Below are 22,915 nucleotides of genomic sequence, written 5' to 3' on the forward strand. Positions count from 1 at the left end.
GATGGTGGCTCTCGCTAGGGTGAACGCAGCGACCCGCCGCTCGCCGACGAGCCCTGCCCCACAGGAGGACACCCCGTGCCCAGCACCCTCGATCTGCTCACCGCCCTCATCGACGGTTCGACGAGCCGTTCCGAGGAGCGCGAAGTGCTCGACATCCTGCGCTCCGCGCCCGCCGCCGAGCTCGACGAGGCCATGGAGAAGCTCGACACCGTCGAGTTGTTCGACAGCGTCGACAACCGGCTCATCGGCCGCGATCACCGGGACGACCTCGTGCAGCTTCTGGCCTACGAGCGTCGTGACGACCTCGGCCTGCACGCGCAGGCGTCGATCATCCGCGGTATGCAGGAGGGCCACACGGACGAGGTCATGGAAGCGGCGATCCGCGACATCCTGCTCTCGCACGCGGGCAACGACCTGTCGCACCTGAAGAACACGATCAACCTCGCGAAGGGCCGCCACGACCTCGAGGGCCTCGTGTTCTCCGACGTCGACGACGAGGGCATCCGCGAGGAGATCCTTGCCCACTTCGCGGCGAGCTCGTCGCTCGACGGGGAGCGTCAGGCGAAGGCGTTGTCGGACATCGACGACACGGCGCTGGCGAAGATCCACGAGGACCGCTACCCGAAGGGCAGCGTCATCCCCGGCGTGCTCGAGTTCTACGAGGCACTCGACCTGGGCCCGCGCGACGAGCCGATCTCGCGGGGCGACCTCACCTTCGTCACGGCGCGACCCTCGGATGCGCTCGGGCTCATGAAGGGCCACAGCCGCGAGACGCTGACGAAGGCCGGGCTGGCCGACATGTCGATCATGACCGGCAGCATCTTCAACCTCGCGACGCACGACTCGATGGCGGCCAAGAAGGTCGAGAACATCGACCACTACGCCAAGCTCTACCCCGAATACGACCTCGTCTTCATCGGCGACTCGGGCCAGGGTGACATCGCCGTGGGTGAGGCCATCGTCGAGGCGCACGGCGACGTCGTGCGGGCCGTGTTCATCCACGACGTCGTCGCGATGGCTCCGGCTGAACGAGAGAAATTGGCCGCGAAGAACATCTGGGTGGTCGACACGTACGTGGGCGCCGCGGCGAAGGCGCACGAGCTCGGGCTTGTCTCGCCGGCGGGTGTGAAGCGGGTGATCGCGGAGACGAATCGACTGCTCGACGAGATGGCTTGGGAGACACCGGAGCAGGAGCAGACGATTCGGTCGCTCGTCCAGCGCGACGCTGCCGCAGCAGGTCTCTGACACCTAAAACATACCTATCCGTTCGCAAAATGCATCGAATCGGTATGTGCCGGAGCGTTACAGAACGTTCACCTGTGTTCGGGGTGTTGACCTTTAAAGCGTTGCCCGAAGGTGGCACGGTAGAGGGCATGAGCCTGGAAGAGTCGCTTCTCCTCGTCGTGAGCTCGGTGATCGTGATGTTCGTCCTGATCTTCGTGCTGGCGACGGTGGAGGAGCGGATGTTCGACGCGGTGCTCGTCTCACCCGACGAGGACGAGGCCGTGGACGCCACAGCCGACACCGTGACGGAACTCAGTCGCGCGGCGTAACACCGCCGCTGTCCAGCGCGCCCGGCCCGTTCTCGGCCCAGGCGCGTGAACCGATCGATCGCTGTGCGCACCCGCGTCGGCGCGCGTTCGATGTTGCACGAGCATCCGATGTTCGTTGTTCCTGTCGGTGCCGGCCACTAGCGTCGAGGCATGGCCAATCGTCTTGCCGCATCCCTGAGCCCGTACCTTCGTCAGCACGCCGACAACCCGGTCGACTGGCGCGAGTGGGACGACGCGGCGTTCGCCGAGGCGCGTGAGCGCGACGTTCCGATCCTGCTCTCCGTCGGGTACGCGGCCTGCCATTGGTGCCACGTCATGGCACACGAGTCGTTCGAAGACCCTGAGGTCGCGGCCGTCGTCAACGCGAACTTCGTCGCCATCAAGGTCGACCGCGAGGAACGCCCCGACATTGACGCCGTGTACATGAACGTCACGCAGGCGCTCACCGGCCACGGCGGCTGGCCGATGACGGTGTTCCTCACGCCCGACGCTGCACCGCTGTACGCGGGCACGTACTTCCCGCGGGACCACTTCCTCCAGGTGCTCTCCGCCATCGACGACGTCTGGCGCACTGACCGCGAGCGCGCCGAATCGAGTGGCCGCGCCATCGTCGACGCCGTGAGCGGAATGACGGTGAAGACCTCCACCAGCGCTATCGAGTTCGACGACGAAGCGCTCGCCGCGTCGATCACGGCGTTGCGGCGCGAGTTCGACGACGCTCGCGGCGGCTTCGGGGGAGCCCCCAAGTTCCCGCCGTCGATGACGCTCGAACACCTCCTGCGGCACCACGCCCGGACGGGTGACGCCGACGCGCTCGCCATGGCCGAGCGCACCTGCGAGGCGATGGCTCGCGGCGGAATGTACGACCAGCTCGACGGCGGCTTCGCGCGCTACAGCGTCGACGCCGCGTGGGTCGTGCCGCACTTCGAGAAAATGCTGTACGACAACGCCCAGTTGTTGCGCGTCTACGCCCACCTGTGGCGTGCCACAGGTTCGGCGCCGGCTCGTCGCGTCACGGTCGAGACCGCCGAGTTCATGTTGCGTCGGTTGCTCACCGACGAGGGCGCGTTCGCTTCGGCACTCGACGCGGACACCGACGGCGTCGAAGGACTCACCCACGCGTGGACGCCGGCGCAGCTCGTCGAGGTACTCGGCGACGAGGACGGTGCCCGCGCTGCGCGCCTGTTCGAGGTGACGCCGCACGGCACGTTCGAGCACGGCAGTTCGACGCTGCAGCTGCGTCGGGATCCCCGTGACGTGTTTGCCCCGGACGATGTGAGCGACCCAGAGGCGTGGTGGCACGACGTTCGTTCGCGGTTGCTCGCCGCGCGCGACCGGCGGCCTCAGCCGGCCCGCGACGACAAGGTCGTCACCTCCTGGAACGGACTCGCGCTTGCAGCTCTCGCGGAGGCGGCCATGATTCTCGACGAGCCGCGCTGGCTCGACGCGGCGCGCACCGCGGCCGACGTCGTGCTCGAAGCACACGTCGTGGACGGTCGGCTGCGCCGCACCTCGCTCGGCGGTGGGGTGAGCGAGGCGCTCGGCTGTGCCGACGACTACGGCAACCTCGCCGAGGGCCTACTCGTGCTCCACCAGGCCACCGGGGAAGCGCGCTACCTCAGGCACGCCACCGAGCTGCTCGGTGCCTCGCGCGACCTCTTCGTCACGGACGGCGTCGTCTACGACACGGGCTCGGACGCCGAACAGCTCTTCACCCGGCCCCGTTCGACAGGCGACAACGCCGAGCCGTGCGGCGCGTCGGCCCTGGCGAACGCGGCGGTCATGGCGTTCGCGCTCACGGGAGAGGCGGCCTACCGCGAGTTCGCGGAGGTGTGTCTCGGGCAGTTGGGTGCCGTCGCGCGTCAGGCGCCCCGGTTCGCCGGGTGGGCGCTCTCCGCAGCCGAGGCGCTCGCGGCGGGGCCGGTTCAGGTGGCGATCGTCAGCGACGGCAATTCGCCCGACACTGACGCCATGGCCACCGGCGCCTGGCAGGCGACGAGCCCTGGCCTCGTGCGAGTGGTGGGCCGTACGGATGCCGAGGGCGTTCCGCTGCTCGCCGACCGCCCGGCCACAGGCGGCCGTGCCACTGCCTACGTCTGCCGGGGATTCGTCTGCGACGCGCCGACGACGGACGCCGGCGAACTCGAGCGGAGCCTGCGGGAGGTCTGACCCGGCCGCCCGACATCAGCTGACGCACTTCGGTGCAGCTGACGCGGTTCGAGCTGGTTCAGACGTGCATCACGTGCACCGAACTGCGTCACCTGCGGCGGTCCGGGCTAATGTCCGAATCCTGCCTGGCTCGTGCTTCGGCGCTGTTACCGTCACGCGCATGACGAGTGGGGGCGCGGCGAACGGGGTGCGCGCGGACGACGTTCTGCCCACCCGCGTGCGCGCGGGGTACGGCCTGGGATCGGTCGCGACGGGTTCGTTCGGCGCCGTTCCGGGGCTGCTCCTTCTGCCCCTGCTCACGGACAACCTCGGTGTCGCGGCGTGGCTCGCCGGCCTTCTCGTCTTCCTGCCGAAGGCGTGGGACGTCATCTTCAACCCCATCGTCGGCGGCATTAGTGATCGGCGCGGCGCATCATCCCGACGCCCGTTCCTCCTGCGCGGTGGCCTGACGCTCGCCGTCCTGTTCGCTCTGCTCTTCTTCGGGCCGAGCTCGACGACGGCTGGGGCGATCTGGGTCGTCGTTCTCTACTTCGCGTGCGCCGGCGCGTACGCGTTCTTCCAGGTGCCGTACATGGCACTGCCCGCCGAACTCACCTCCAGCTACGACGAACGCACCCGCCTCATGACGTGGCGCGTCGCCGTGCTCGCGCTCGCCATTCTCGTGAGCGGCGGCCTCGCACCCGTCGTGCGTGACGCGGTGGGCTACTGGGCTGTCGGACTGTTCGTCGGCGCCCTGATCGCGGTGGGCACGCTCGCGTCGTGGCGCGGGACAGCCGGCGTCACTCCACGCGTGACGACGAGTTCCGTGGGGTCGCTGCGGGAGCAACTGCGCGTCGTCAGCGCGAATCGTGCCTTCCGAAACCTGGTGTGCACGTGGATCATCCAGGCCCTCGCCACCGGAGCGATGCTCGCCGGCGTCGACTACGTCGCACGCTGGGTCCTGCAGGACGACGGTGCGGCGACCATCCTGTTCGTCTGCTTCGTCGGGCCCGCGCTCCTCGTCACTCCGCTGTGGCAGCGCTTCGCCGAGCGTCGCGACAAGCGACAGGGTTACGTCGTGGCGTCCCTCGTCTTCGCGGTGGGCGCGCTCACGACGTGGTGGGCCTCGAACGTCGGCATGGCAGCGACAGCCCTGACGCTCGCTGTCGTCGGCGTCGGCTACGCGGGCATTCAGCTCTTTCCGATGGCGATGCTGCCGGACGTGGCGGCCGACGACGCGACGGCGTCGGGCGAGAACCGCATCGGCACGTTCACCGGGGTCTGGACCGCGGGGGAGACACTCGGCCTCGCCCTCGGCCCGTTCCTCTACGCCGCCGTGCTGGCACTCGGTGGGTACGCACCGTCGACCGGAGGCGGCGCGACCCAAACCGGCCAGGCGATCACCGCCGTGGCGCTCGGTTTCACGGTGATGCCGGCCGTGCTCGTCGTCGTGTCGCTGCTGTTCCTGCGCCGCTACCGCTGAGAACCGAGACGGTTCTTCGTCTTCGCGGTGGCGACGTGCGTCGTCGGATCCTCGGGCCACGGGTGCTTGGGGTAGCGCCCGCGCATGTCGGCGCGCACGCCCGCGTACGGCCCGGCCCAGAACGACGCGAGGTCGTCGGTGATCGCGAGCGGACGCCCCGCCGGTGAGAGCAGGTGGAACAGCACCGGGGCGCGGCCGTCGGCCAGGCGCGGGGTCTCATCGAGCCCGAAGCACTCCTGAAGCTTCACCGCGACGACCGGTGGATCGGCCGGGTCCTCGGGGTAACTCACCCGGATGCGCGAGCCGCTCGGTACCTCGAAGCGTTCGGGTGCGAGGTCGTCGAGGCGGGTCGCTTCGGGCCAGGGAAGCAGACGACGTAGCGGGTCGAGCAACCGCACCGATGACGCCTTCGCCCCGCGAGCGAGTGCGTCGAGCTCCGGGCCGAGCCACTCGTCGGCGCGGTCGAGGAGGCTCGTATCGTCCATCGCCGGCCAGAGCTCGCCGAGGTGGTGATGGAGGAAGGCGAGGCGGCGACGCAGAGCAGTGGCTTCGTCGCTCCAGGTGAGCAGGTCAAGGCCGTGCCTGTGCAGAGCGTCATGGACGGCCGCTCGCGCGGCCTCGGGTGTCGGCTTCGTCGGGGTAGCCGAGAACTCGATCGCGCCGAGGGCCTGCACGCGACGCGCGGTGACACGGCCGTCGTCCCAGGTGGCGCGGACTTCGTCGACGAGGAGGTGGCTCGCGGCGCGCTCGGCCAGTTCACGCGTCAGCGGCGCGGCGAGCCTGATGACGGCGCCCGTGCCCTGTGCGACGCGTCCGTCGGCCCGCGTGGCGTCGGCGACGGCGAGCCATTCGTGGTGGCGCAGGGGCGAATTCGGCGGAAGCGCCGCGCGGGTGCCCGAAGCGAGAAGGTAGACGCCGTCAGTTACTCGCCGAGCCACCCGCTCGGGGTAGGCGAGGGCCACGACGAACCCGTCGGCGCACTCCCCGGGCACGGGCGGCGTGTCACGTGCCGGTTCGCTCGGGCGGTGTTCAGCGAGGCGGGTGAGGCGGTCGCGTTCCTTCGACCACCGAGCTCGGGTGGGGCCGCTCAGCTCTCGCAAAGCGCGGGCGAGGTCGGCGTCGTTCGCGCGGAGATCGTCGGAGAGGGCCGCCACGACCCCGGCGGCCCGACGGACGTCGACTCCCTCGCCCGCGACGAGCAGCGCGCGTCCCAGGCGTGGGTCGGTCGGCAGATCCGCGAGGGTGCGACCCAGCGGGGTGAGACGACCGTCATCCGAACCGTCGAACGCCCCGAGCGCGGTGAGTGACTCGTCCGCCGCGTGCAGCGCGGCAGCGGGCGGCGCCGTCGGCAACCGCAGCCCGACGCCGCCGGGCGTGCCCCACGCGGCGAGCGTCAGCGCTGCGGAGGTGAGGTCGGCCGTCGAGATCTCCGGCGTGACGTGCTCGGGCATCCGCGCGAACGTCCGCTCGTCGTAGCAGCGCACGACGCGTCCCGGCCCCAGACGGGCCGCGCGTCCGGCTCGCTGCTCGGCTGATGCTCGCGAGCACGCCACCGTCACGAGGCCCGCCATGCCGCGTGCCGCATCCCGGCGCGGTTCGCGCGACAGGCCGGCGTCGATGACGAGCCGCACGCCCGGCACGGTGAGTGACGACTCCGCGATCGCCGTCGAGACGATGACGCGCCGCGGCTCGTCTGGCCCGCGCCCGGCCGTGATGCGGTCCTGCTCGCGCGCGTCGACGCGCCCGTGCAATTCGAGCACGTCACGATCCGGTAGGGCACGGCGGACGGCGTCGGCCACGTGCGACACCTCGCGCACGCCGGGCAGGAACACCAGAGCGTCGTCGTCGCTGGTGCGAGCGGCGTCAACCGTCACGCGGGCAACGTGGTCGAGGAAGTCACGCGTCACGCCGCGCGCGTCGGTGCGTGGTGCGTCGAACGGCGCCCAGTCGAGCGTCAGCGGGCGCAGCGCCGAGGGGCAGTCGACGAGCGGCGCGGCGCCGTCGTCCCCACCGAGGACGTCGGCGAACGTCGGGGCGTCGAGCGTGGCCGACATCGCGACGAGAGCGAGATCGTCGCGCAGTTCGCGCACGTCGGCGAGCATGCCGACGAGCAGGTCGGAGTCGAGCGAGCGCTCGTGGACCTCGTCGAGCACGACGGCGGCCACACCCGTCAGTTCCGGGTCCGCCAACAGGCGGCGCACGAGCAGCCCCGGCGTGACGAACTCGACGAGCGTTGACGCGCTCGTGCGCGCATCACCGCGCACTGCATATCCGACGCGCTCGCCCAGCGTCGTGCCGGAAAGCTGCGCCAGCCGTCGGGCTGCTGCGCGCACCGCGACCCTTCGCGGTTGCGTCACGATCACACGACCCGCGCCTGCGACGTGGTTCGCCACGAGCGGCGGCGCCAGCGTCGTCTTACCGGTACCCGGCGGTGCCTGAACGACGGCGACGCCCCGCGTCAGGGCATTGCGCAACGCGTCGAGTGACGCCGCGAAGGGCAGCCCCGCGCCGATGCGGTCGAGGTCGAATTCAGGCACGTTCGCCATCCTTTCGTGCCGGGCGCGACGCACGCCAGCGGCAACCCGAGCGACGCAGCGTCAGGGCGATGACGTGGGTGGCCGCCCGGCCTGCGAGAGTGGACCTCAACACCGTCATTTTGCGAGAAGGAGTCACCGCGTCATGCCCAGGTCAGTGTCGTCGCTTCGAGAACTGCGCGACTCGGGTTGGCCCGGAGTGGTGGCGCTCGCCGTCGGCATCTTCGCGATGGTGACGGTGGAGGAACTGCCGATCGGCGTTCTCACCCTCATCTCCGACGACCTGGATGCGTCGAAGGGCGCCGTGGGTCTCGGTGTGACGCTCGCCGGCGCCGTCGCGGGTGTCATGGGTCTGTCGACGAGCGTCGTCATCGGCACGCTCGACCGGCGCCTCGTGCTCGTGGTTGCTCTGCTCCTCGTCAGTGCCGCGACGGCAGCGACGGCGGCCGCGCAGAACGTGGCCGTCTACCTCGTGGCGCGCCTCATCGCGGGCCTCGGCATCGGCGTGTTCTGGGCGCTCATCGCCATCGTCGCGTCACGCATCGTGCGCGCGGAGCGCGCGGCGCTCGCGACGACGGTCGCGTTCACCGGCGCCGCGGCGGCCACGATTCTCGGCGTTCCGCTCGGCACCTGGCTGGGCACGACGTGGACGTGGCACACGGCCTTTTTCGTCCTCGCCGCCCTGTGCCTCGTGACGGCCGGCGCGCTGTGGGTGCTCGTGCCGCGCGTTCTCGTCACGGAGCGCTTCACGTTTGACGGCTACCGCCACGCGTGGTCGATCGGCCCGGTGCGGTTGGCCCTGTTCGTCACTGCGGTGCTCGTCGTCGCGCAGTTCTGCGCGTACACGTACGCGAGCCCGGCGCTGCAGGAGTTCGCGGGCGTGAGCGAGGCCGGCGTCGGCGGAATGCTGCTGCTCATGGGTGTTGCGGGCCTCATCGGCAACGTCGGCTCGGCGCCGATCATGCGCACGCGCCCGATGCTCGCGCTGCTGCTCGTGACCACCGGCATGACCGTCGGCGTGTTCGTTCTCATGATTTCGGGCGCACCCATCGTCGCGGCGATCGCCATGACGATCTGGGGCCTGTTCGGCGGCGCAATGGCCGTCGTGCTTCAGCACTGGGTGCTTACGTCGGCGCGTCACTATGCCGAGCCCGCAGCCGCGCTCGACTCGGGCATCTTCAACTTCGCCATCGCCGGCGGCGCCGCGCTCGGAGCTCTCGTGCTCGACACGAGCAGCATCCACGCGGTCTACGTCGTCGCCGCCATCGGCATGCTGACAGCGACGCTCATGGTCGTCGCCTACCGACGGCGCATCACCCGCGCAGCCGCGCGCTGATGCGCACGATGTGAGTGTTGGCCCGGTCTGTGACCGGCGCCGCTCACACACTGGGCCAACACTCACAGGTTGTTTTCCCCAGGTGTGACGCTCTGACACCCCTTTCCACAGGCGGCGGGCCCGACGTCGGCACGAGGCAGGCGACGCGACGCACGCTGACGGCATGACCGAACCGCTGAAGCGCCGTCTCGCCGAAGGCCGCCATGACTTCCACCGTTCCGACGCCGATCGGCAGGGCCTGTCGAAACGCACCCTCGCCTCCTGGGTCTCCGCCGGACTACTGGAGTCGTTGGGCGGTGGGGACTACCTCATCGTGGCACCACTCGTTGGCGTCACCGCGTTCGAGCGTGCCCGATGCCTTCACCTTCGCCGTTGCGGCAGTCTGTTGGCCGGACGGCCAGACCTGTACCTCGTCGGACGTTCCAGCGCGGTGGCTCACGGCGTGGCCGTCCTGTCCGAACCCGAAAGGGTCGAGGTCTCCCGCCGACCTCGCGTGCAGGCTTCGCGCGGAGTGCTGCATTCCTTCATGCCGTGGGGCAGCGAGACCGTGGTGATCGAAGGCCTGCGATGTCAGCGGCTCGAGGAGGCCTGCGTTCAGATTGCCGCTGCCCACGGTCCGCGAGCGGGACTGGTGACGGCGGACGCCGCCGCGCACGCGGGCGTGACTAGGTCCAGCCTGCTCCAAGCGTCGCAGGTCTTCGGGAAGCGCCCCGGCGCTCGCGAGGCGCGCCTGGCCGTCTCGTTGGCCGATGGTCGGGTGGAATCGGTCGGCGAGTCACTGGTGCGGTGGGAGGCACACGTGGCCGGGGTGCGACTCGTGCCGCAGGTCGTCGTCCACGACGACGTCGGACGGTTCGTTGCCCGGGTCGACTTCGTCATCGAGGGCACGAACGTCGTCGTCGAGTTCGACGGAATGGGAAAGTACGCCTCACCCGACGACCTCCGCCGCGAGAAACGTCGGGAGATGGCGCTGACTCGCCTCGGATATCGAGTGCTGCGTTTCACGTTCGATGACATGCGTCGCCCCGGATATGTGGGCTCGATGCTGGCGCGAGCTGCGGCGACGGCCGCATAACGATGTGAGTGTTGGCCCGGTCTGTGACCGGCGCCGCTCACACACTGGGCCAACACTCACAGGTGGGGCGGCTGCTCACTTCACACGAGCTTCGTCGCGAACTCGACGGCCATGACGACGCCGAGCGCCACGAGCGCCCACCCGGCGAGGACGACGGCGCGGCGGTAACCGGTGTCCGTGAGTCGGTCGCGCCCGCGGGAGACGAGAACGGCGAGGACGGCCTTCGCGCCGACGAGCATGAGGTAGAACACCGCGACGAACGCGATCGCGGCCGCCGGACTCGAGCGCCACGCGGTCACCGTCAGCGGCCCGAGGAACGTCAGCCAACTGATCCACGGGTGCGGGCTGACGAGGTTCAGCGCGATGGCGCGGCGCACCTCGTCACGACCCGTGCGGCGTGGGGCTCCGGCGCCGAGCGCGAGGCTCTCCGGACGGGCCTCGCGCATCGTCTGCACGCCGACCGCAGCCACCGCGATGCCACCGACAACACCGAGCCAGGCCAGCCACGACGTCGGCATCCGGCCCAGCGCAAGGAGCGTCACGCCCACGACGACGGCGTCGCTGAGCAACGGCACACAGGCCACGGCGAGGCCCCGGCGCAGCCCGCCGCGCAACGTCGCGGTGACGACGAGGACGAGCAGGGGGCCGGGGCTGATGCCGGCGGCCAGCCCGAGGCCGAGCGCCGGCACCACGGTTGAGATCACCGGGCCATCGTAGGGAACGCTTCGCCGACTGGACGCTCCGTCGTGGCGCCCTCTGCTCTCGGCATACTGGTGAGCATGTCCGAACCACTGCACTTCATCACGACCGACGCGGACCGCTCCCAGACCGAGCCGCTGCGTGACGACATCCGCCTCCTCGGCGGCCTGCTCGGCGACGTCGTGCGTGAGCACGAGGGCGAGCGCGTCTTCGGCCTCGTCGAGGACGCCCGCGTGCGCGCGTTCGGCGTGCGTCGTCAGGAGGTGGACCGCGGGTCGTTCGGCGACACGCTCACCGGCCTCGGCACCCGCGACGCCCTCCACGTCATCCGCGCCTTCAGCCACTTCGCGCTGCTCGCGAACATCGCCGAAGATCTGCACCGTGAACGCCGTCGCGCCAGCCATGTCGCAGCGGGCGAGCAGGCCCCGGACGGCTCCCTCGCCGCCACCTACCGCAAGCTCGCAGGCGCGAGCATCGACGGTGACCTCGCGGCCGAGCGCCTGGCTGGCGCGAGCGTCGTGCCCGTCATCACGGCCCACCCCACCGAGACGCGCCGCCGCACGGTCTTCGAGGCGCAGAGCCACATCAAGTCCCTCATGCGCGAACGCGAGCGCATGACCCTCGACCAGGTCGAGGACGCGGAGAACCTGCGCCAGATCAAGCTGTGGATCCTCACGCTGTGGCAGACGGCCCTGATCCGCCTGTCGAAGATCACGATCACCGACGAGATCGACGCCGGCCTGCGCTGGTACGACGCGGCGTTCTTCGACGTCATGCCGCAGATCAACGCCGGCCTGCGCACCGCGTTCGACGAGCTGTACCCGGGCAAGGGCATCGGCGAGGAGCCCATGCTGCGCGCCGGCTCGTGGATCGGCGGCGATCGTGACGGCAACCCCAACGTCACGGGCGAGGTCGTCGACTACGCCACGCGGCGCGCGTCCGAGACGGCCGTCGGGCACTACCTCGACGAGCTGGCGCAGCTCGAGAAGAGCCTGTCGATGTCCGTTCGCATGTCGCCGACGAGCGACGACCTCCTCGCCCTCGCCAAGCGCGGCGCCAACGCCGGCGACGCGCGCGACGACGAGCCGTACCGTCAGGCGCTCGCCTGGGTCCGCGCGCGCCTGTCGGTGACGCTCGAGGCCTTCTTCTCCGAGGCGCACGCCAAGGCGATGACGCTCGACGCGACCGCTCCGGCGTACGAGACGCCCGAGGAGCTGCTGGCGGATCTCGACATCGTCGATGCGTCGCTGCGCAGCACCGGCGACAACCTCATCGCCGACGACCGGCTCGCCACCCTGCGTGAGGCCGTGCGCACGTTCGGCTTCCACCTCTACGGCCTCGACATGCGCCAGAACTCCGAGACGCACGAGGCGACGATCGCCGAACTCTTCGCCTGGGCCGGCGTCCACGACGACTACGCCTCGCTCGACGAGGACGCACGCGTCGAACTCCTCACCGCCGAGCTCGCGTCGAACCGTCCCCTCGCGGGCCCGTCGGCGTCGTTCAGCGAGACGACGCAGAAGGAGCTGGCCATCACGGCGGCCGCCGCCCACGCGGTGCGGACCTTCGGCGAGCAGGCCGTGCCGAACTACGTCATCTCGATGTGCACGAGCGTCTCCGACATGCTCGAGACGGCCGTACTCCTCAAAGAAGCGGGCCTGCTCACCGTCGACGGCGGCACGCCCGTCTGCTCGGTGAACATCGTGCCGCTGTTTGAGACGATCGAGGATCTCCAGGTCTCCGCGACGACGCTGCGCGCCGCGCTCGACGTGCCCGCCTACCGGGCGCTCGTCGACGGCAAGCGTGGGCTGCAGGAGATCATGCTCGGCTACAGCGACTCCAACAAGGACGGCGGCTACATGGCCGCCAACTGGGCGCTCTACCGCGCCGAACTCGACCTCGTCGAGGTGGCCGAGGACGCCGACATCCGGCTGCGCCTGTTCCACGGCCGCGGCGGCACCGTCGGTCGTGGTGGCGGACCGAGCTACGAGGCCATCCTCGCGCAGCCGCCCGGCGCCGTCCGCGGCTCGCTTCGCCTGACCGAGCAGGGCGAGATCATCGCCGCGAAGTACGCCGAGCCGAAGCTCGCCACGCGCAACCTCGAAGCGCTCGTCTCCGCGACGCTCGAATCGTCGCTGCTCGACGTCGAGGGCCTCGAGCCCGACGAGGTGGAGGCCGCCTACACCGCGATGGACGAGATCGCGGCGCTCGCCCGTGAGGCGTACGGCGACCTCGTGCACCGCACCGACGGCTTCGTCGAGTACTTCAAGACGTCGACGCCCGTGGCCGAGATCGGCGAGCTCAACATCGGTTCGCGCCCCAGCTCACGCAAGGCGACGAACTCGATCGACGATCTGCGCGCCATCCCGTGGGTCATGTCGTGGTCGCTGTGCCGCGTCATGCTGCCGGGTTGGTACGGCACCGGTGCTGCCCTCGAGCGGTGGATCGGCGTCGACGAGAAGCGGCTCGAGCAGCTGCGCGGGTACGCGGAGCGGTGGCCGTTCTTCCAGACCGTCATCTCCAACATGGCGCAGGTCATGGCGAAGTCGGATCTCGGTCTGGCCGCCGAGTACGCCGAACTCGTCGAGGACGAGGAGCTGCGTGAGCGCGTCTTCGGCCAGATCCGTGACGAGCACGCGCGCACCCTCGCGATGTACGAGAAGATCACCGGCCACGACGACCTGCTGTGGGACAACGCGGCGCTCAAGCGTTCGGTGTTCAACCGTTTCCCGTACCTCGAACCGCTCAACCACCTCCAGGTCGAGCTGCTGCGTCGCTACCGCGCCGGTGACGACGACCCGCAGCTCAAGCGCGGCATCCTGCTCACGATGAACGGGCTGGCCACGGCGCTGCGCAACTCGGGCTGACGGCTCTCCGCTGCCCACGGTCGTTCGGGCAGTTGGCAGGATGGGGCCATGAGCAACGTCGTCATCGCGGGACAGCACGTCCTTCTGCCCGACCTGACCGAGGAACTGACAACCGAGGACGGCGCGCTGTGCCTGCCCCCCGACGAGAGTGAGCGTCGCAGTTTCCTCGATGAGCACGGATCCGGCGTGAAGGTTGCCGTGACGTCCTCGTTCGCCGGTTTCGACGCCGACCTCATGGACGCCCTGCCCGATCTCGAACTCATCGCGAACTTCGGCGTCGGCTACGACAGCACCGACGTCGAGGCGGCGAGCGAGCGCGGCATCACCGTCTCGAACACCCCCGACGTCCTCAACGACGGCGTCGCTGACCTCGGCGTCGGGCTCATCATCGACGTGCTGCGCGGGATCAGCGCGTCCGACCGGTTCGCCCGCGCGGGGAAGTGGAAGAACGGCGCGTTCCCGCTCCAGCGCGAGGTGACGGGGCGGCGCGTCGGCATCCTCGGTCTCGGCCGCATCGGCCAGGAGGTGGCGACGAGGCTCGAGGGGTTCCGGTGCGAGATCGGCTACCACAACCGCAACGAGGTCGAGACGAGCTACCGCTACTTCGGCAGTGCCGAAGAGCTTGCCGGCTGGGCCGAGGTGCTCGTCGTCCTGACGCCCGGCGGTGCCGCGACGAAGGCGCTCGTCGACGCCGACGTCCTTGCTGCGCTCGGGCCGGAGGGCTACCTCGTCAACATCGCGCGCGGCACCGTCGTCGACGAGGACGCGCTCGTCCAGGCGTTGAACGACGCCACCATCGCGGGGGCGGGCCTCGACGTCTACCCGAACGAGCCCCACATCAACGAGGCTCTCATGGCGCTCGACAACGTCGTGCTCACGCCGCACATTGCGAGCGGCACCCGCGAAACGCGCCGTGCGATGGCCGACACCGTGCTGGAGAACGTGCGCACGTGGCTCGCCGACGGCCGCGCGGTGACGCCGGTCAACTGATCGCTCCGTCGAGCCGCGACACGACGAAGCCGCCCGTCCCCATGGGGGAGGGCGGCTTCGGTGCGATCTGGGCGCCTGGTGGCGCGACGGATCAGCCCTTCGTCGACAGCAGCGTGATGAGGCCACCGGCAGCGGCGACGTTGCCGAAGAACTTCGTCATCTGCTCGTTGCGCTCCTGCGGGTCCTCGAGGTTCCAGAAGTCGTGCGCAGCGGCCGTCGCCACGCCGATCATGCCGAGCAGGCCGATGGCGGACAGGTTCGGCTTGATGCCGAGCGCGAGGGTCGAACCGAGGGCGACCATGCCGGCGCCGTTGGCCTGGATGAGCTGCTCGGAGGTGGCGGGCACCTTCTCCTTGACGCCGTACTGCTCCTGCGCGTTGTCGATCAGACCCGTGAGGTGCTGACGGTTCACGAGAGCGTTCCGGCCGCCGTAGATGAACAGCGAGCCGATGAGTGCGCGGCCGAGGGCCTTGCCGGGGTTGACCATGGAGAATCGCAACCTTTCGGGGAATGTCGGTGGAGGGCGAGCGCCGCCCACGTCTGCCAACGCATAAGCCTGCCCGATCGCGCGCTATTCCGCACGGAGCTCATGATGTGACCGATCCGACACCGGCTCGGTGTCATGACGCCGGTGTCTCGATGCCCTCCACGGGGCGACCGTTCTCGAGGTAGAGGCAGTGCGGTGCGTCCCAGGCGGCGAGGACGCGTCGTCGGACCGGCTTGGAAAGGAGGGCTTTCGCACCCTCTGGATCGACGAAGCGGTGGCTGCGGATCTCGCTCTCCTGCAGCTCGATCGACGCGATCCGCTGGTCGGTGAGCGTGCCGCAGTGGAAGAGGAAGCGCAGGCCGATCGTGCCCGTCTGCTTGTCGGGCCGGGTGTCGACGACGGCGAGGCGCCCCGAGGTGACGACGAGCCCCGTCTCCTCGAGCACCTCACGGCGGCAGGCGTCCCAGGGTGATTCCCCGTCGGCCTCCATCGCGCCGCCGGGGATTGTCCAGCCCTTCTTGTAGGTCGGTTCGAGGACGAGGAGGTTGCCCGCCTCGTCGAAGAGCATGGCGCCCGCTGACGCCGGGATCTCGGGTGGGAACCACGTCATGTCCCCGAAACTACCCCGCGTCTTCGCCGGTTTCGACCCGAAGTCCGGGTGGCCCGGTCTCGTTCCGGTGAGGCCGTGTTCGGGGTTGTCGGTGTCGTGTGATGTGATCGGGAACACGTTGAGCGACGGAGCAAGGAGCGAATCATGGAGCTGGCTGGCAAGGTGTGCATCGTCACGGGCGCCGCGGGAGGAATCGGCGCCGCGATGGCGGAGGCCTTCCTCGAACAGGGGGCCAAGGTCGTCATCAGCGACCTCGACGGCGACCGCCTCGAAGCGACGCGGGAGCGCCTCGCGCAGACCCACGGAGCCGTAGCCGCGCGGGCGGGCAACGCGGCTGACCCGGCCGACATCGCCGCCATGATCGCGCTGGCCGAGGAGACCTTCGACGGGCCCGTCGACGTGTACGCCGCGAACGCGGGTATCGGCGGTGGAGCCGACCTCGCCGACGAGGCGGCGTGGGCGGCGTCGTTCGACGTCAACGTCATGGCGCACGTGCGCGCAGCGCAGGCGCTCGTGCCGGGGTGGGTCGGGCGCGGCGAGGGCTACTTCGTTTCGACGGCGTCGGCCGCCGGCCTCATCACGCAGCTCGGCTCGGCCACGTACGCCACGACGAAGCACGCCGCCGTCGCGTTCTCCGAGTGGCTCGCCGTCACCTACGGCACGAAGGGTGTGCGTGTGTCGTGCCTGTGCCCCATGGGCGTCGACACGGCGCTGCTCACCGACGTGAGCGAGGGGTCGCGCGTTGCACAGCGCGCCGTCACGGAGTCGGGGCCGGTGCTCAGCCCCGAGCAGGTGGCGCAGGACGTCGTCGATGCCATGCGGGCCGAGACCTTCCTCATCCTCCCGCACGCCAACGTGCTCGACATGCTCCGCGGCAAGACGGCCGACTACGACCGCTGGATCTCGGGCATGCAGCGCTTCGGGGAGCACCTCGCGTCGAGCTGACGGTTCGGCTCGTCGCGGACCGCCGACCGGGCTCAGTGCCCGTGGTGGGCGAACTCGTCGCGTGCCGGCACGCGGTAGCGCAGGCAGGCCAGGGCGAGCAGCGCTGCCATGACGATGGTGGCGACGAAGTAGACGCCAACGGGTGTGTCTGCGCCGAAGTGGTCGATCGCCATGCCGAGGACGAGCACCGGGATGGCGCTGCCGCAGTAGGTGACCACGTACATGAGGCTCACCGAGCGTGCCACCTCGCGCGGCGGCGTCAGCGCGCTCATCGTGGCGAACAGCGTGCGGAACGCGACGCCCTGGCCACCGCCGATGAGGAAGCCTGCGACGACGAGGGCCGGTGCGGTGTGGGCGTGGTCGGCGTAGAAGGCGAGGGCGAGTCCGCCGCTCATGAGGGTGAGCGCCGCCGCGGCCTTGTGCGCCCCGCGGATCGGAGCGAGCTGTGCGGCGGCCGAGCTGCCGAGCGCGATCGTCGCGAGCATGCCGGCCATGAGGCGCGAGCCGCCGAGCAGGTCGGCGTAGCGGCCGGGAGCGATGGCGAGGAAGTAACCGAACACGGCGAAGGAGAGGAACCCGGTCGCCGCAGCGAGGGTGAAGATGCGACGCGTCGTCGCGGACACGCGCGGCATGGCGGGCATGAGCGTCAGCCAGCGCGGGTGGTCGGCGGGCGGAGGCGCGACGGGCGGGAGCGGCTTCACCGCGATGAGCAGGCCGAGCAGCACCACGACGGCGGCACCGTGGACGAGGTAGGGCGTGTGCATCGGGTCGCCGAACTGCGAGAGCAAACCGCCGATGAACGGGCCGGCTGCCACGCCGCCCGCCGAGCTGAGGAGCGTCAGAGCCGTGGCGAGTTCCGATCGCTCGCGCAGGAGGTCGCGCAGGCTCGCCGCTGCGGTGCCGGTGGCGAGCGCGACGGCCGCGCCGTGCAGAGCGCGGCCGAGCACGAGCGCGCCGAGCGATTGCGCCGTGACGAACGCCGCTGTCCCGAGCAGGGCGACCACCACGGCGACGGCCATGACGGCCCGTCGTCCGTAGTGATCGGACCAGTGACCGACGATCGGTAGCCCGACGACGAGCGGCACGATGTACGCGACGAAGGCCAGCGTCACGTCGCTCGTCGTCAGCCCGAGGCGCGCGGAGAACAGCGGGAACAGTGGCGTGATGAGGTTCGCGCCGACGAGCAGGACGAAGATCGAGGCCGCCGTGAGCGTGATGCGCACGCGGGTCGGAGCGTCCCAGCCCGAGTGGGGGCGGGGAGCCCGCCGCGTCGAAGGGGTCGCTCGGGTCGTGTCGATCTGCGTCACTGGTGTCCTTCGCTGAGGGTGGGCGAGGGTGGAACGCCTGCGTCGGGGTCGCCGTCGCGGGCGGGAGAACTCGCCAAGGATGGACGGTTCTTGTCGACGTGGTCAAAACGAGTGGCGTGGCTCACGTGGGCATCGCATCAGGCCCGCTGGAGGCCGCGAACACCGTCCTCGATGCGGAAACGGGCCTTCGTCACGGCGTCGGCGCCGGGCTTCGTCACGATGTCGAGCGAACGGAACTCGGCCGTCATCGCCTCCGGGGTGATGCGCGTGGTGACGTAGCCGCGGTCGTCGTTGAAGAACTTCAGGTGGGGGTTGATGCGCTGGTTCGGGCTGGTCGTCGAGTGGGAACCGTCACCGGTCGACGTGATCGACGAGCAGACGAGCTCGGAGCCGACGACGGGGGAATCGGGGTCCGACCAGTCGAGCTTGAGGTCGTTTGCCCAGTGTTTGTGCACGTCCCCGGTGAGGACGACCGGGTTGCGGACGCCCGCCTCGGTCCACCCCTTCGTGAGGCGCGAACGGTTCGCCCGATAGCCGTCCCACGCGTCCATCGAGTACTTCTCGCCGGGGCCGGCGTCGGCATCCTGCGCGGCGAAGAACACCTGCTGTCCGAGAATGTCCCAACGCTGGCGCGACGCCGTGAACCCGTCGAGCAACCACTTCTCCTGAGCTTCTCCCGTCATCGAACGTCCGGGCGTGTCGATCTCGGGGCCCTTGGCCTTCCACCCGTCGCCGTAGAGCTGGTCGTCGCGATACTGGCGCGTATCCATCATGTGGAAGGTGGCCAGGCGGCCCCACTGTGTGCGGCGGTAGATCCGGAACGAAGCGCCCTTCGGCTGGGGCAGGCGCAGCGGCATGTTCTCCCAGTAGGCGCGAAAGGCGTCGCGTCGCCGCGCAGCAAACGCCGCGGGCGTACCGTTGTTTTCCTCGGCCTTGGTGTTCTCGGGCACGCCCGCGGCCCAATTGTTGTCGATCTCGTGGTCGTCCCACACGACGAGCCACGGCGCGACGGCGTGTGCGCTCTGCAGGTCTTCGTCGGCCTTGTACTGGGCGTGGCGTTGGCGGTAGCTCGCGAGGTCGCACGTCTCGGGCCCGGCGTGGTCGCGCACGTTGCCGTCCGGGGAGACGTAGGTGTTCGCCCTGTACTCGTACTGGTAGTCGCCGAAGTGAAGAACGAGGTCCGGGTGATCCTGTGCGAGTCGCCGGTAGGCCGTGAAGAAGCCGTGTTCGTACTGCGCGCAGCTGGCGAAGGCCATGGCGAGCGAGGCCGGCATCTCGTGAGGGGCGGGTGCCGTGCGGGTGCGGCCGATCGGTGAGAGCCAACGCATCACCTTGAAGCGGTACCAGTACTCGCGTCCAGGCCGCAGCCCTCTGACATCGACGTGGACACTGTGGGCGTTCTCCGGCCTGGCCCTGAAGGTTCCGCGACGTACGACGCGCCGCATGCCGGGATCCTCGGCGACCTGCCACTGCACCGGAACGGTGCGCGCCGGCATGCCGGCGAAACCGCTCTCGTCCAGCGGGTCGACGGCGAGGCGGGTCCAGAGGATGACGGAGTCGGACAGGGGGTCGCCGGAAGCCACTCCCAGAGCGAACGGGTTCTGAGAAAGTCGGCCCCCGCCGGGGGAAGCTGTGGCGTTCGCTCCGATGAGCGTCGCGCCGAAGCCGGCTCCGGCGCCGACGACGAAGTGGCGGCGAGAGATGTCGAACATGATGCGTCCTGATGGTCGAGTGCTGTAACACAACGACTTTCGATGATTTTCCGCCGCTGTGAGTGGCCCTGCCGTGAACGTGGAGCGCACGCTGCGTGGAGAGCGTCGCGGAGATCACACTGTTCGGCGAATACCCCGTGGGGGTATGCTGTTGTCCTCACCGAGCGGCTGCGCGCCGCACCCGAGAGGAGAAGACCATGGCTCACGAGAACAGCTACACCGTCACCGGAATGACCTGCGGCCACTGCGCTGCGTCCGTCACCGAAGAGGTCGAGGAGATCGCGGGCGTCCGCGACGTCACGGTCGACCACGAGAGCGGCAGCCTCACCTTCGCCTCCGACGAGCCCGTCTCGCGCGAAGCCGTCGAAGCGGCCGTCACCGAGGCCGGCTACCAGCTCGCCTGATCGGCCGCACGGCGACGGCGAACCGCAGTCGCAGCTGAAGGTGGCTCCCCACGCCCGCGCCGTCTTCAGCCGCGCTCCGCATCGAGTGAGGAAGGACGAGGATGCAGGCGACGACCACCCATGACGAGGTCGAACTCGCGCTCACCGGCATGACGTGCGCGTCGTGTGCCAACCGCATCGAGCGCAAGCTGAACAAGCTCGACGGCGTCGACGCGAGCGTCAACTACGCCACGGAAAAGGCGCACGTCAGCTACCCCGGGGGCACCGACGTCGCCGACCTCCTCGCCACCGTAGAGAAGGCCGGGTACGGCGCGAGCGTCATCGAACCCGAGCCGCTCACTCCTGTGGGCGACGCTGATGCCGATGGTGCTGACGCGCCGCTGTCGGACGCCGAACGGCACACGGAGGAGTTGCGTCAACGCCTCCTCATCAGCGCGGTTCTCACCGTGCCGGTCGTCCTCGTGGCGATGGTGCCGCCGTTGCAGTTCACGAACTGGCAGTGGCTGTCGCTGACGCTGGCCGCGCCGGTCGTCGTGTGGGGCGCGTGGCCGTTCCACCGTGCGGCGTGGACGAGCGCGCGCCACGGCTCGACGACGATGGACACGCTCGTCTCCGTCGGCGTCCTCGCGGCCTTCGGCTGGTCGCTCTACGCCCTCTTCTTCGGCCACGCCGGCATGCCGGGCCTCAAGCACGGCTTCGAGTTCGCCTCCTCGAGCGGGCACGGTAGCTCGAACATCTACCTCGAGGCCGCCGCAGGCGTGACGACGTTCATCCTGCTCGGCCGCTACATCGAGGCCCGCTCCAAGCGTGCCTCCGGCGCGGCGCTGCGCGCGCTGCTCGACCTCGGGGCCAAGGAGGTCACCGTCCTGCGCGGCTCGGGCGGTTCCGAGCGCGAGGAGCGCATCCCCGTGCGCGCGCTCGCCGTCGGTGATCGCTTCGTCGTGCGCCCGGGCGAGAAGGTGGCGACCGACGGCGTCGTCGAGCACGGCACGTCGGCCATCGACGCCTCCATGCTCACCGGCGAGTCGGTGCCTGTCGACGTCACGGACGGCGACGAGGTCGTCGGGGCCACCCTCAACGCGGGCGGCAGGCTCGTCGTGCGCGCCACCCGCGTCGGCTCCGAGACTCAGCTTGCGCGGATGGCGAAGCTCGTCGAGGACGCCCAGAACGGCAAGGCCGACGCCCAGCGTCTGGCCGACCGGATCTCCGGTGTCTTCGTGCCGGTCGTCATCGCCCTCGCGGTGCTGACGTTCGTGGCGTGGCTCGTGATCGCCGGCGACGTGGAGGGTGCCTTCACCGCCGCTGTCGCCGTGCTCATCATCGCCTGCCCGTGCGCGCTCGGCCTTGCGACGCCCACGGCCCTCATGGTCGGTACGGGTCGCGGCGCGCAGTTGGGCATCCTCATCAAGGGCCCGCAGGTGCTCGAATCGACCCGTCGCGTCGACACCGTCGTGCTCGACAAGACGGGCACCGTGACGAGTGGCGAGATGGGCGTACAGACCGTCGTCGCCGCCGACGGTGAGGCCGACGGCGACGTGCTCACCTACGCCGGCGTGCTCGAGAGCGGTTCGGAACACCCCATCGCCCAGGCCATCGCGCGGGCTGCGCAGGACCGCACGGCGCTGCGCCCGACGCTCGACTCCTTCGAGAACGTGCCCGGTCTGGGCGTCCAGGGCGTCGTGGTCGACGGCGACACGAGCCGCCAGGTCGTCGTCGGTCGACCAGCGCTGCTCGAGGACTGGTCGATGCCGGTTCCCGCTGCCCTCGCCGACGAAGCGGCTCGCCTTCAAGCGGGTGGCGCCACCGTGGTCGCGGTGGGTTGGGACGGCGCGGCGCGCGGCCTCGTCGCGGTCGCCGACACGATCAAGCCCACGAGCGCCCAGGCCGTCGCCGAGCTCAAGGAACTCGGCCTGCGCCCGGTGCTGCTCACCGGCGACATCGAGCGTGTCGCGCACGCCGTGGCTGCCGACGTGGGCATCGCCGATGTCATCGCCGATGTGCTGCCCGCCGACAAGGTCGACGTCGTCACGCGCCTGCAGGGTGAGGGGCGCGTCGTCGCGATGGCGGGCGACGGCGTCAACGACGCTGCCGCGCTCGCGACGGCCGACCTCGGCCTCGCGATGGGCACGGGCACGGATGCCGCCATCGAGGCGGCTGACATCACGCTCGTGCGCGGCGATCTGCGCGTGGCGGCTGACGCCGTCCGCCTCGCCCGTCGCACCCTCGGCACGATCAAGGGCAACCTCTTCTGGGCCTTCGCCTACAACGTGGCGGCCATCCCGCTGGCCGCGTTCGGCCTGCTCAATCCGATGATCGCGGGCGCGGCGATGGCCTTCAGCTCCGTGTTCGTCGTCCTCAACAGTCTGCGTCTGCGAGGCTTCGCCGCCTCGTCGTCGAGCGGGAAGGACCAGTCATGACCGAAACGCCTTCGGTGGCCGAAACCTGCTGCACGAGTGACGAATCGGCTGAAACGCCCGGCTACCACGACTCGAAGAGGGCGCTCTCGCGGCGCCTCAAGCGGATCGAGGGGCAAGTGCGCGGCATCGAGAAGATGGTCGACGAGGACCGCTACTGCATCGACGTGCTCACCCAGATCTCGGCCATCCAGTCCGGCCTCAAGGCCGTCGCGCTCGAACTGCTCGACGACCACATGGCCCACTGCGTCGTCGACGCGGCCCGCGCCGGGGGAGACGAGCAGGAGATCAAACTCGCCGAGGTGCGCGACGCCATCGGCCGCCTCATTCGCTGACGGTTCTCTCGCCCGC

General features: G+C 70.0%; 18 protein-coding genes. 12 read left to right on the forward strand and 6 right to left on the reverse strand.

The features are described 5' to 3' along the window. Positions 1-75 precede the first annotated feature (75 nt). The 4 genes from K9D12_RS15285 to K9D12_RS08540 all read left to right on the forward strand — a co-directional run bounded on the left by K9D12_RS15285 (position 76) and on the right by K9D12_RS08540 (position 5,184). A complete protein-coding gene (locus K9D12_RS15285) occupies positions 76-1,245 on the forward strand; it encodes a phosphatase domain-containing protein (protein ID WP_047310522.1) in 1,170 nt (389 codons plus the stop codon). A gap of 128 nt (positions 1,246-1,373) precedes the next feature. Beyond that, positions 1,374-1,553 carry a hypothetical protein gene (locus K9D12_RS08530; RefSeq protein WP_118912830.1) on the forward strand — a complete coding sequence of 60 codons (180 nt, stop codon included), beginning with the start codon at positions 1,374-1,376 and terminating at the stop codon, positions 1,551-1,553. A 150-nt stretch (positions 1,554-1,703) separates the two neighbouring features. After that, a complete protein-coding gene (locus K9D12_RS08535) occupies positions 1,704-3,722 on the forward strand; it encodes a thioredoxin domain-containing protein (protein WP_223059946.1) in 2,019 nt (672 codons plus the stop codon). A gap of 160 nt (positions 3,723-3,882) precedes the next feature. Beyond that, complete coding sequence (locus K9D12_RS08540) at positions 3,883-5,184, forward strand: MFS transporter (RefSeq protein ID WP_223059947.1); 1,302 nt, start codon at positions 3,883-3,885, stop codon at positions 5,182-5,184. Here the strand turns inward: K9D12_RS08540 and hrpB are convergent. Further along, positions 5,175-7,730 carry an ATP-dependent helicase HrpB gene (hrpB, locus tag K9D12_RS08545; protein WP_223059948.1) on the reverse strand — a complete coding sequence of 852 codons (2,556 nt, stop codon included), beginning with the start codon at positions 7,728-7,730 and terminating at the stop codon, positions 5,175-5,177. The two genes, K9D12_RS08540 and hrpB, sit on opposite strands and share 10 nt — an antisense overlap. 133 nt (positions 7,731-7,863) lie before the next feature. Here hrpB and K9D12_RS08550 point away from each other — a divergent pair, with 133 nt between their 5' ends. Beyond that, positions 7,864-9,054: an MFS transporter gene (locus tag K9D12_RS08550; RefSeq protein ID WP_165357886.1), complete on the forward strand. Its 1,191-nt coding sequence runs from the start codon at positions 7,864-7,866 to the stop codon at positions 9,052-9,054. A 163-nt stretch (positions 9,055-9,217) separates the two neighbouring features. After that, on the forward strand, positions 9,218-10,129 hold the full coding sequence (locus tag K9D12_RS08555; protein ID WP_129664073.1) for a DUF559 domain-containing protein: 912 nt from the start codon (positions 9,218-9,220) through the stop codon (positions 10,127-10,129). A gap of 80 nt (positions 10,130-10,209) precedes the next feature. On the opposite strand, the gene K9D12_RS08560 is transcribed toward K9D12_RS08555, so the two are convergent. Further along, positions 10,210-10,833 (reverse strand): LysE family transporter, encoded by a 624-nt coding sequence (locus K9D12_RS08560; RefSeq protein WP_223059949.1) that lies wholly within the window; start codon positions 10,831-10,833, stop codon positions 10,210-10,212. A gap of 75 nt (positions 10,834-10,908) precedes the next feature. On the opposite strand from K9D12_RS08560, the gene ppc reads away from it, so the two are divergent. Together ppc and K9D12_RS08570 are read left to right on the forward strand one after the other, a co-directional pair. Next, positions 10,909-13,695 (forward strand): phosphoenolpyruvate carboxylase, encoded by a 2,787-nt coding sequence (ppc, locus tag K9D12_RS08565; protein ID WP_223059950.1) that lies wholly within the window; start codon positions 10,909-10,911, stop codon positions 13,693-13,695. 48 nt (positions 13,696-13,743) lie between these two features. Next, positions 13,744-14,685 carry a 2-hydroxyacid dehydrogenase gene (locus K9D12_RS08570; protein WP_223059951.1) on the forward strand — a complete coding sequence of 314 codons (942 nt, stop codon included), beginning with the start codon at positions 13,744-13,746 and terminating at the stop codon, positions 14,683-14,685. 91 nt (positions 14,686-14,776) lie between these two features. On the opposite strand, the gene K9D12_RS08575 is transcribed toward K9D12_RS08570, so the two are convergent. Further along, positions 14,777-15,172, reverse strand: a complete 396-nt coding sequence (locus tag K9D12_RS08575) for a DoxX family membrane protein (protein ID WP_223059952.1) — start codon at positions 15,170-15,172, stop codon at positions 14,777-14,779. Between the two features lie 133 nt (positions 15,173-15,305). Continuing rightward, positions 15,306-15,782: an NUDIX hydrolase gene (locus K9D12_RS08580; RefSeq protein ID WP_223059953.1), complete on the reverse strand. Its 477-nt coding sequence runs from the start codon at positions 15,780-15,782 to the stop codon at positions 15,306-15,308. 144 nt (positions 15,783-15,926) lie between these two features. Here K9D12_RS08580 and K9D12_RS08585 point away from each other — a divergent pair, with 144 nt between their 5' ends. Further along, positions 15,927-16,727 (forward strand): SDR family oxidoreductase, encoded by an 801-nt coding sequence (locus K9D12_RS08585; protein ID WP_223059954.1) that lies wholly within the window; start codon positions 15,927-15,929, stop codon positions 16,725-16,727. Positions 16,728-16,759: 32 nt separating this feature from the next. On the opposite strand, the gene K9D12_RS08590 is transcribed toward K9D12_RS08585, so the two are convergent. Continuing rightward, entirely contained in the window at positions 16,760-18,034 is a 1,275-nt protein-coding gene (locus K9D12_RS08590) for an MFS transporter (protein WP_223059955.1), read from the reverse strand. Between the two features lie 137 nt (positions 18,035-18,171). Further along, the gene (locus K9D12_RS08595) at positions 18,172-19,746 is read right to left on the reverse strand and encodes an alkaline phosphatase (protein ID WP_223059956.1); all 1,575 of its coding nucleotides are present in this window, start codon (positions 19,744-19,746) and stop codon (positions 18,172-18,174) included. A gap of 197 nt (positions 19,747-19,943) precedes the next feature. Here K9D12_RS08595 and K9D12_RS08600 point away from each other — a divergent pair, with 197 nt between their 5' ends. From K9D12_RS08600 to K9D12_RS08610, 3 genes are all read left to right on the forward strand, one after another. Continuing rightward, on the forward strand, positions 19,944-20,150 hold the full coding sequence (locus K9D12_RS08600) for a heavy-metal-associated domain-containing protein (protein ID WP_118912817.1): 207 nt from the start codon (positions 19,944-19,946) through the stop codon (positions 20,148-20,150). A 101-nt stretch (positions 20,151-20,251) separates the two neighbouring features. Then, positions 20,252-22,567 carry a cation-translocating P-type ATPase gene (locus K9D12_RS08605; protein ID WP_223059957.1) on the forward strand — a complete coding sequence of 772 codons (2,316 nt, stop codon included), beginning with the start codon at positions 20,252-20,254 and terminating at the stop codon, positions 22,565-22,567. After that, positions 22,564-22,899, forward strand: a complete 336-nt coding sequence (locus K9D12_RS08610; RefSeq protein ID WP_047310507.1) for a metal-sensitive transcriptional regulator — start codon at positions 22,564-22,566, stop codon at positions 22,897-22,899. Before K9D12_RS08605 ends, K9D12_RS08610 begins: the two co-directional genes overlap by 4 nt. Positions 22,900-22,915 lie beyond the last annotated feature (16 nt).

Source organism: Dermacoccus sp. Tok2021 (assembly GCF_019895135.1).
Classification (GTDB): Bacteria; Actinomycetota; Actinomycetes; order Actinomycetales; family Dermatophilaceae; genus Dermacoccus; species Dermacoccus abyssi.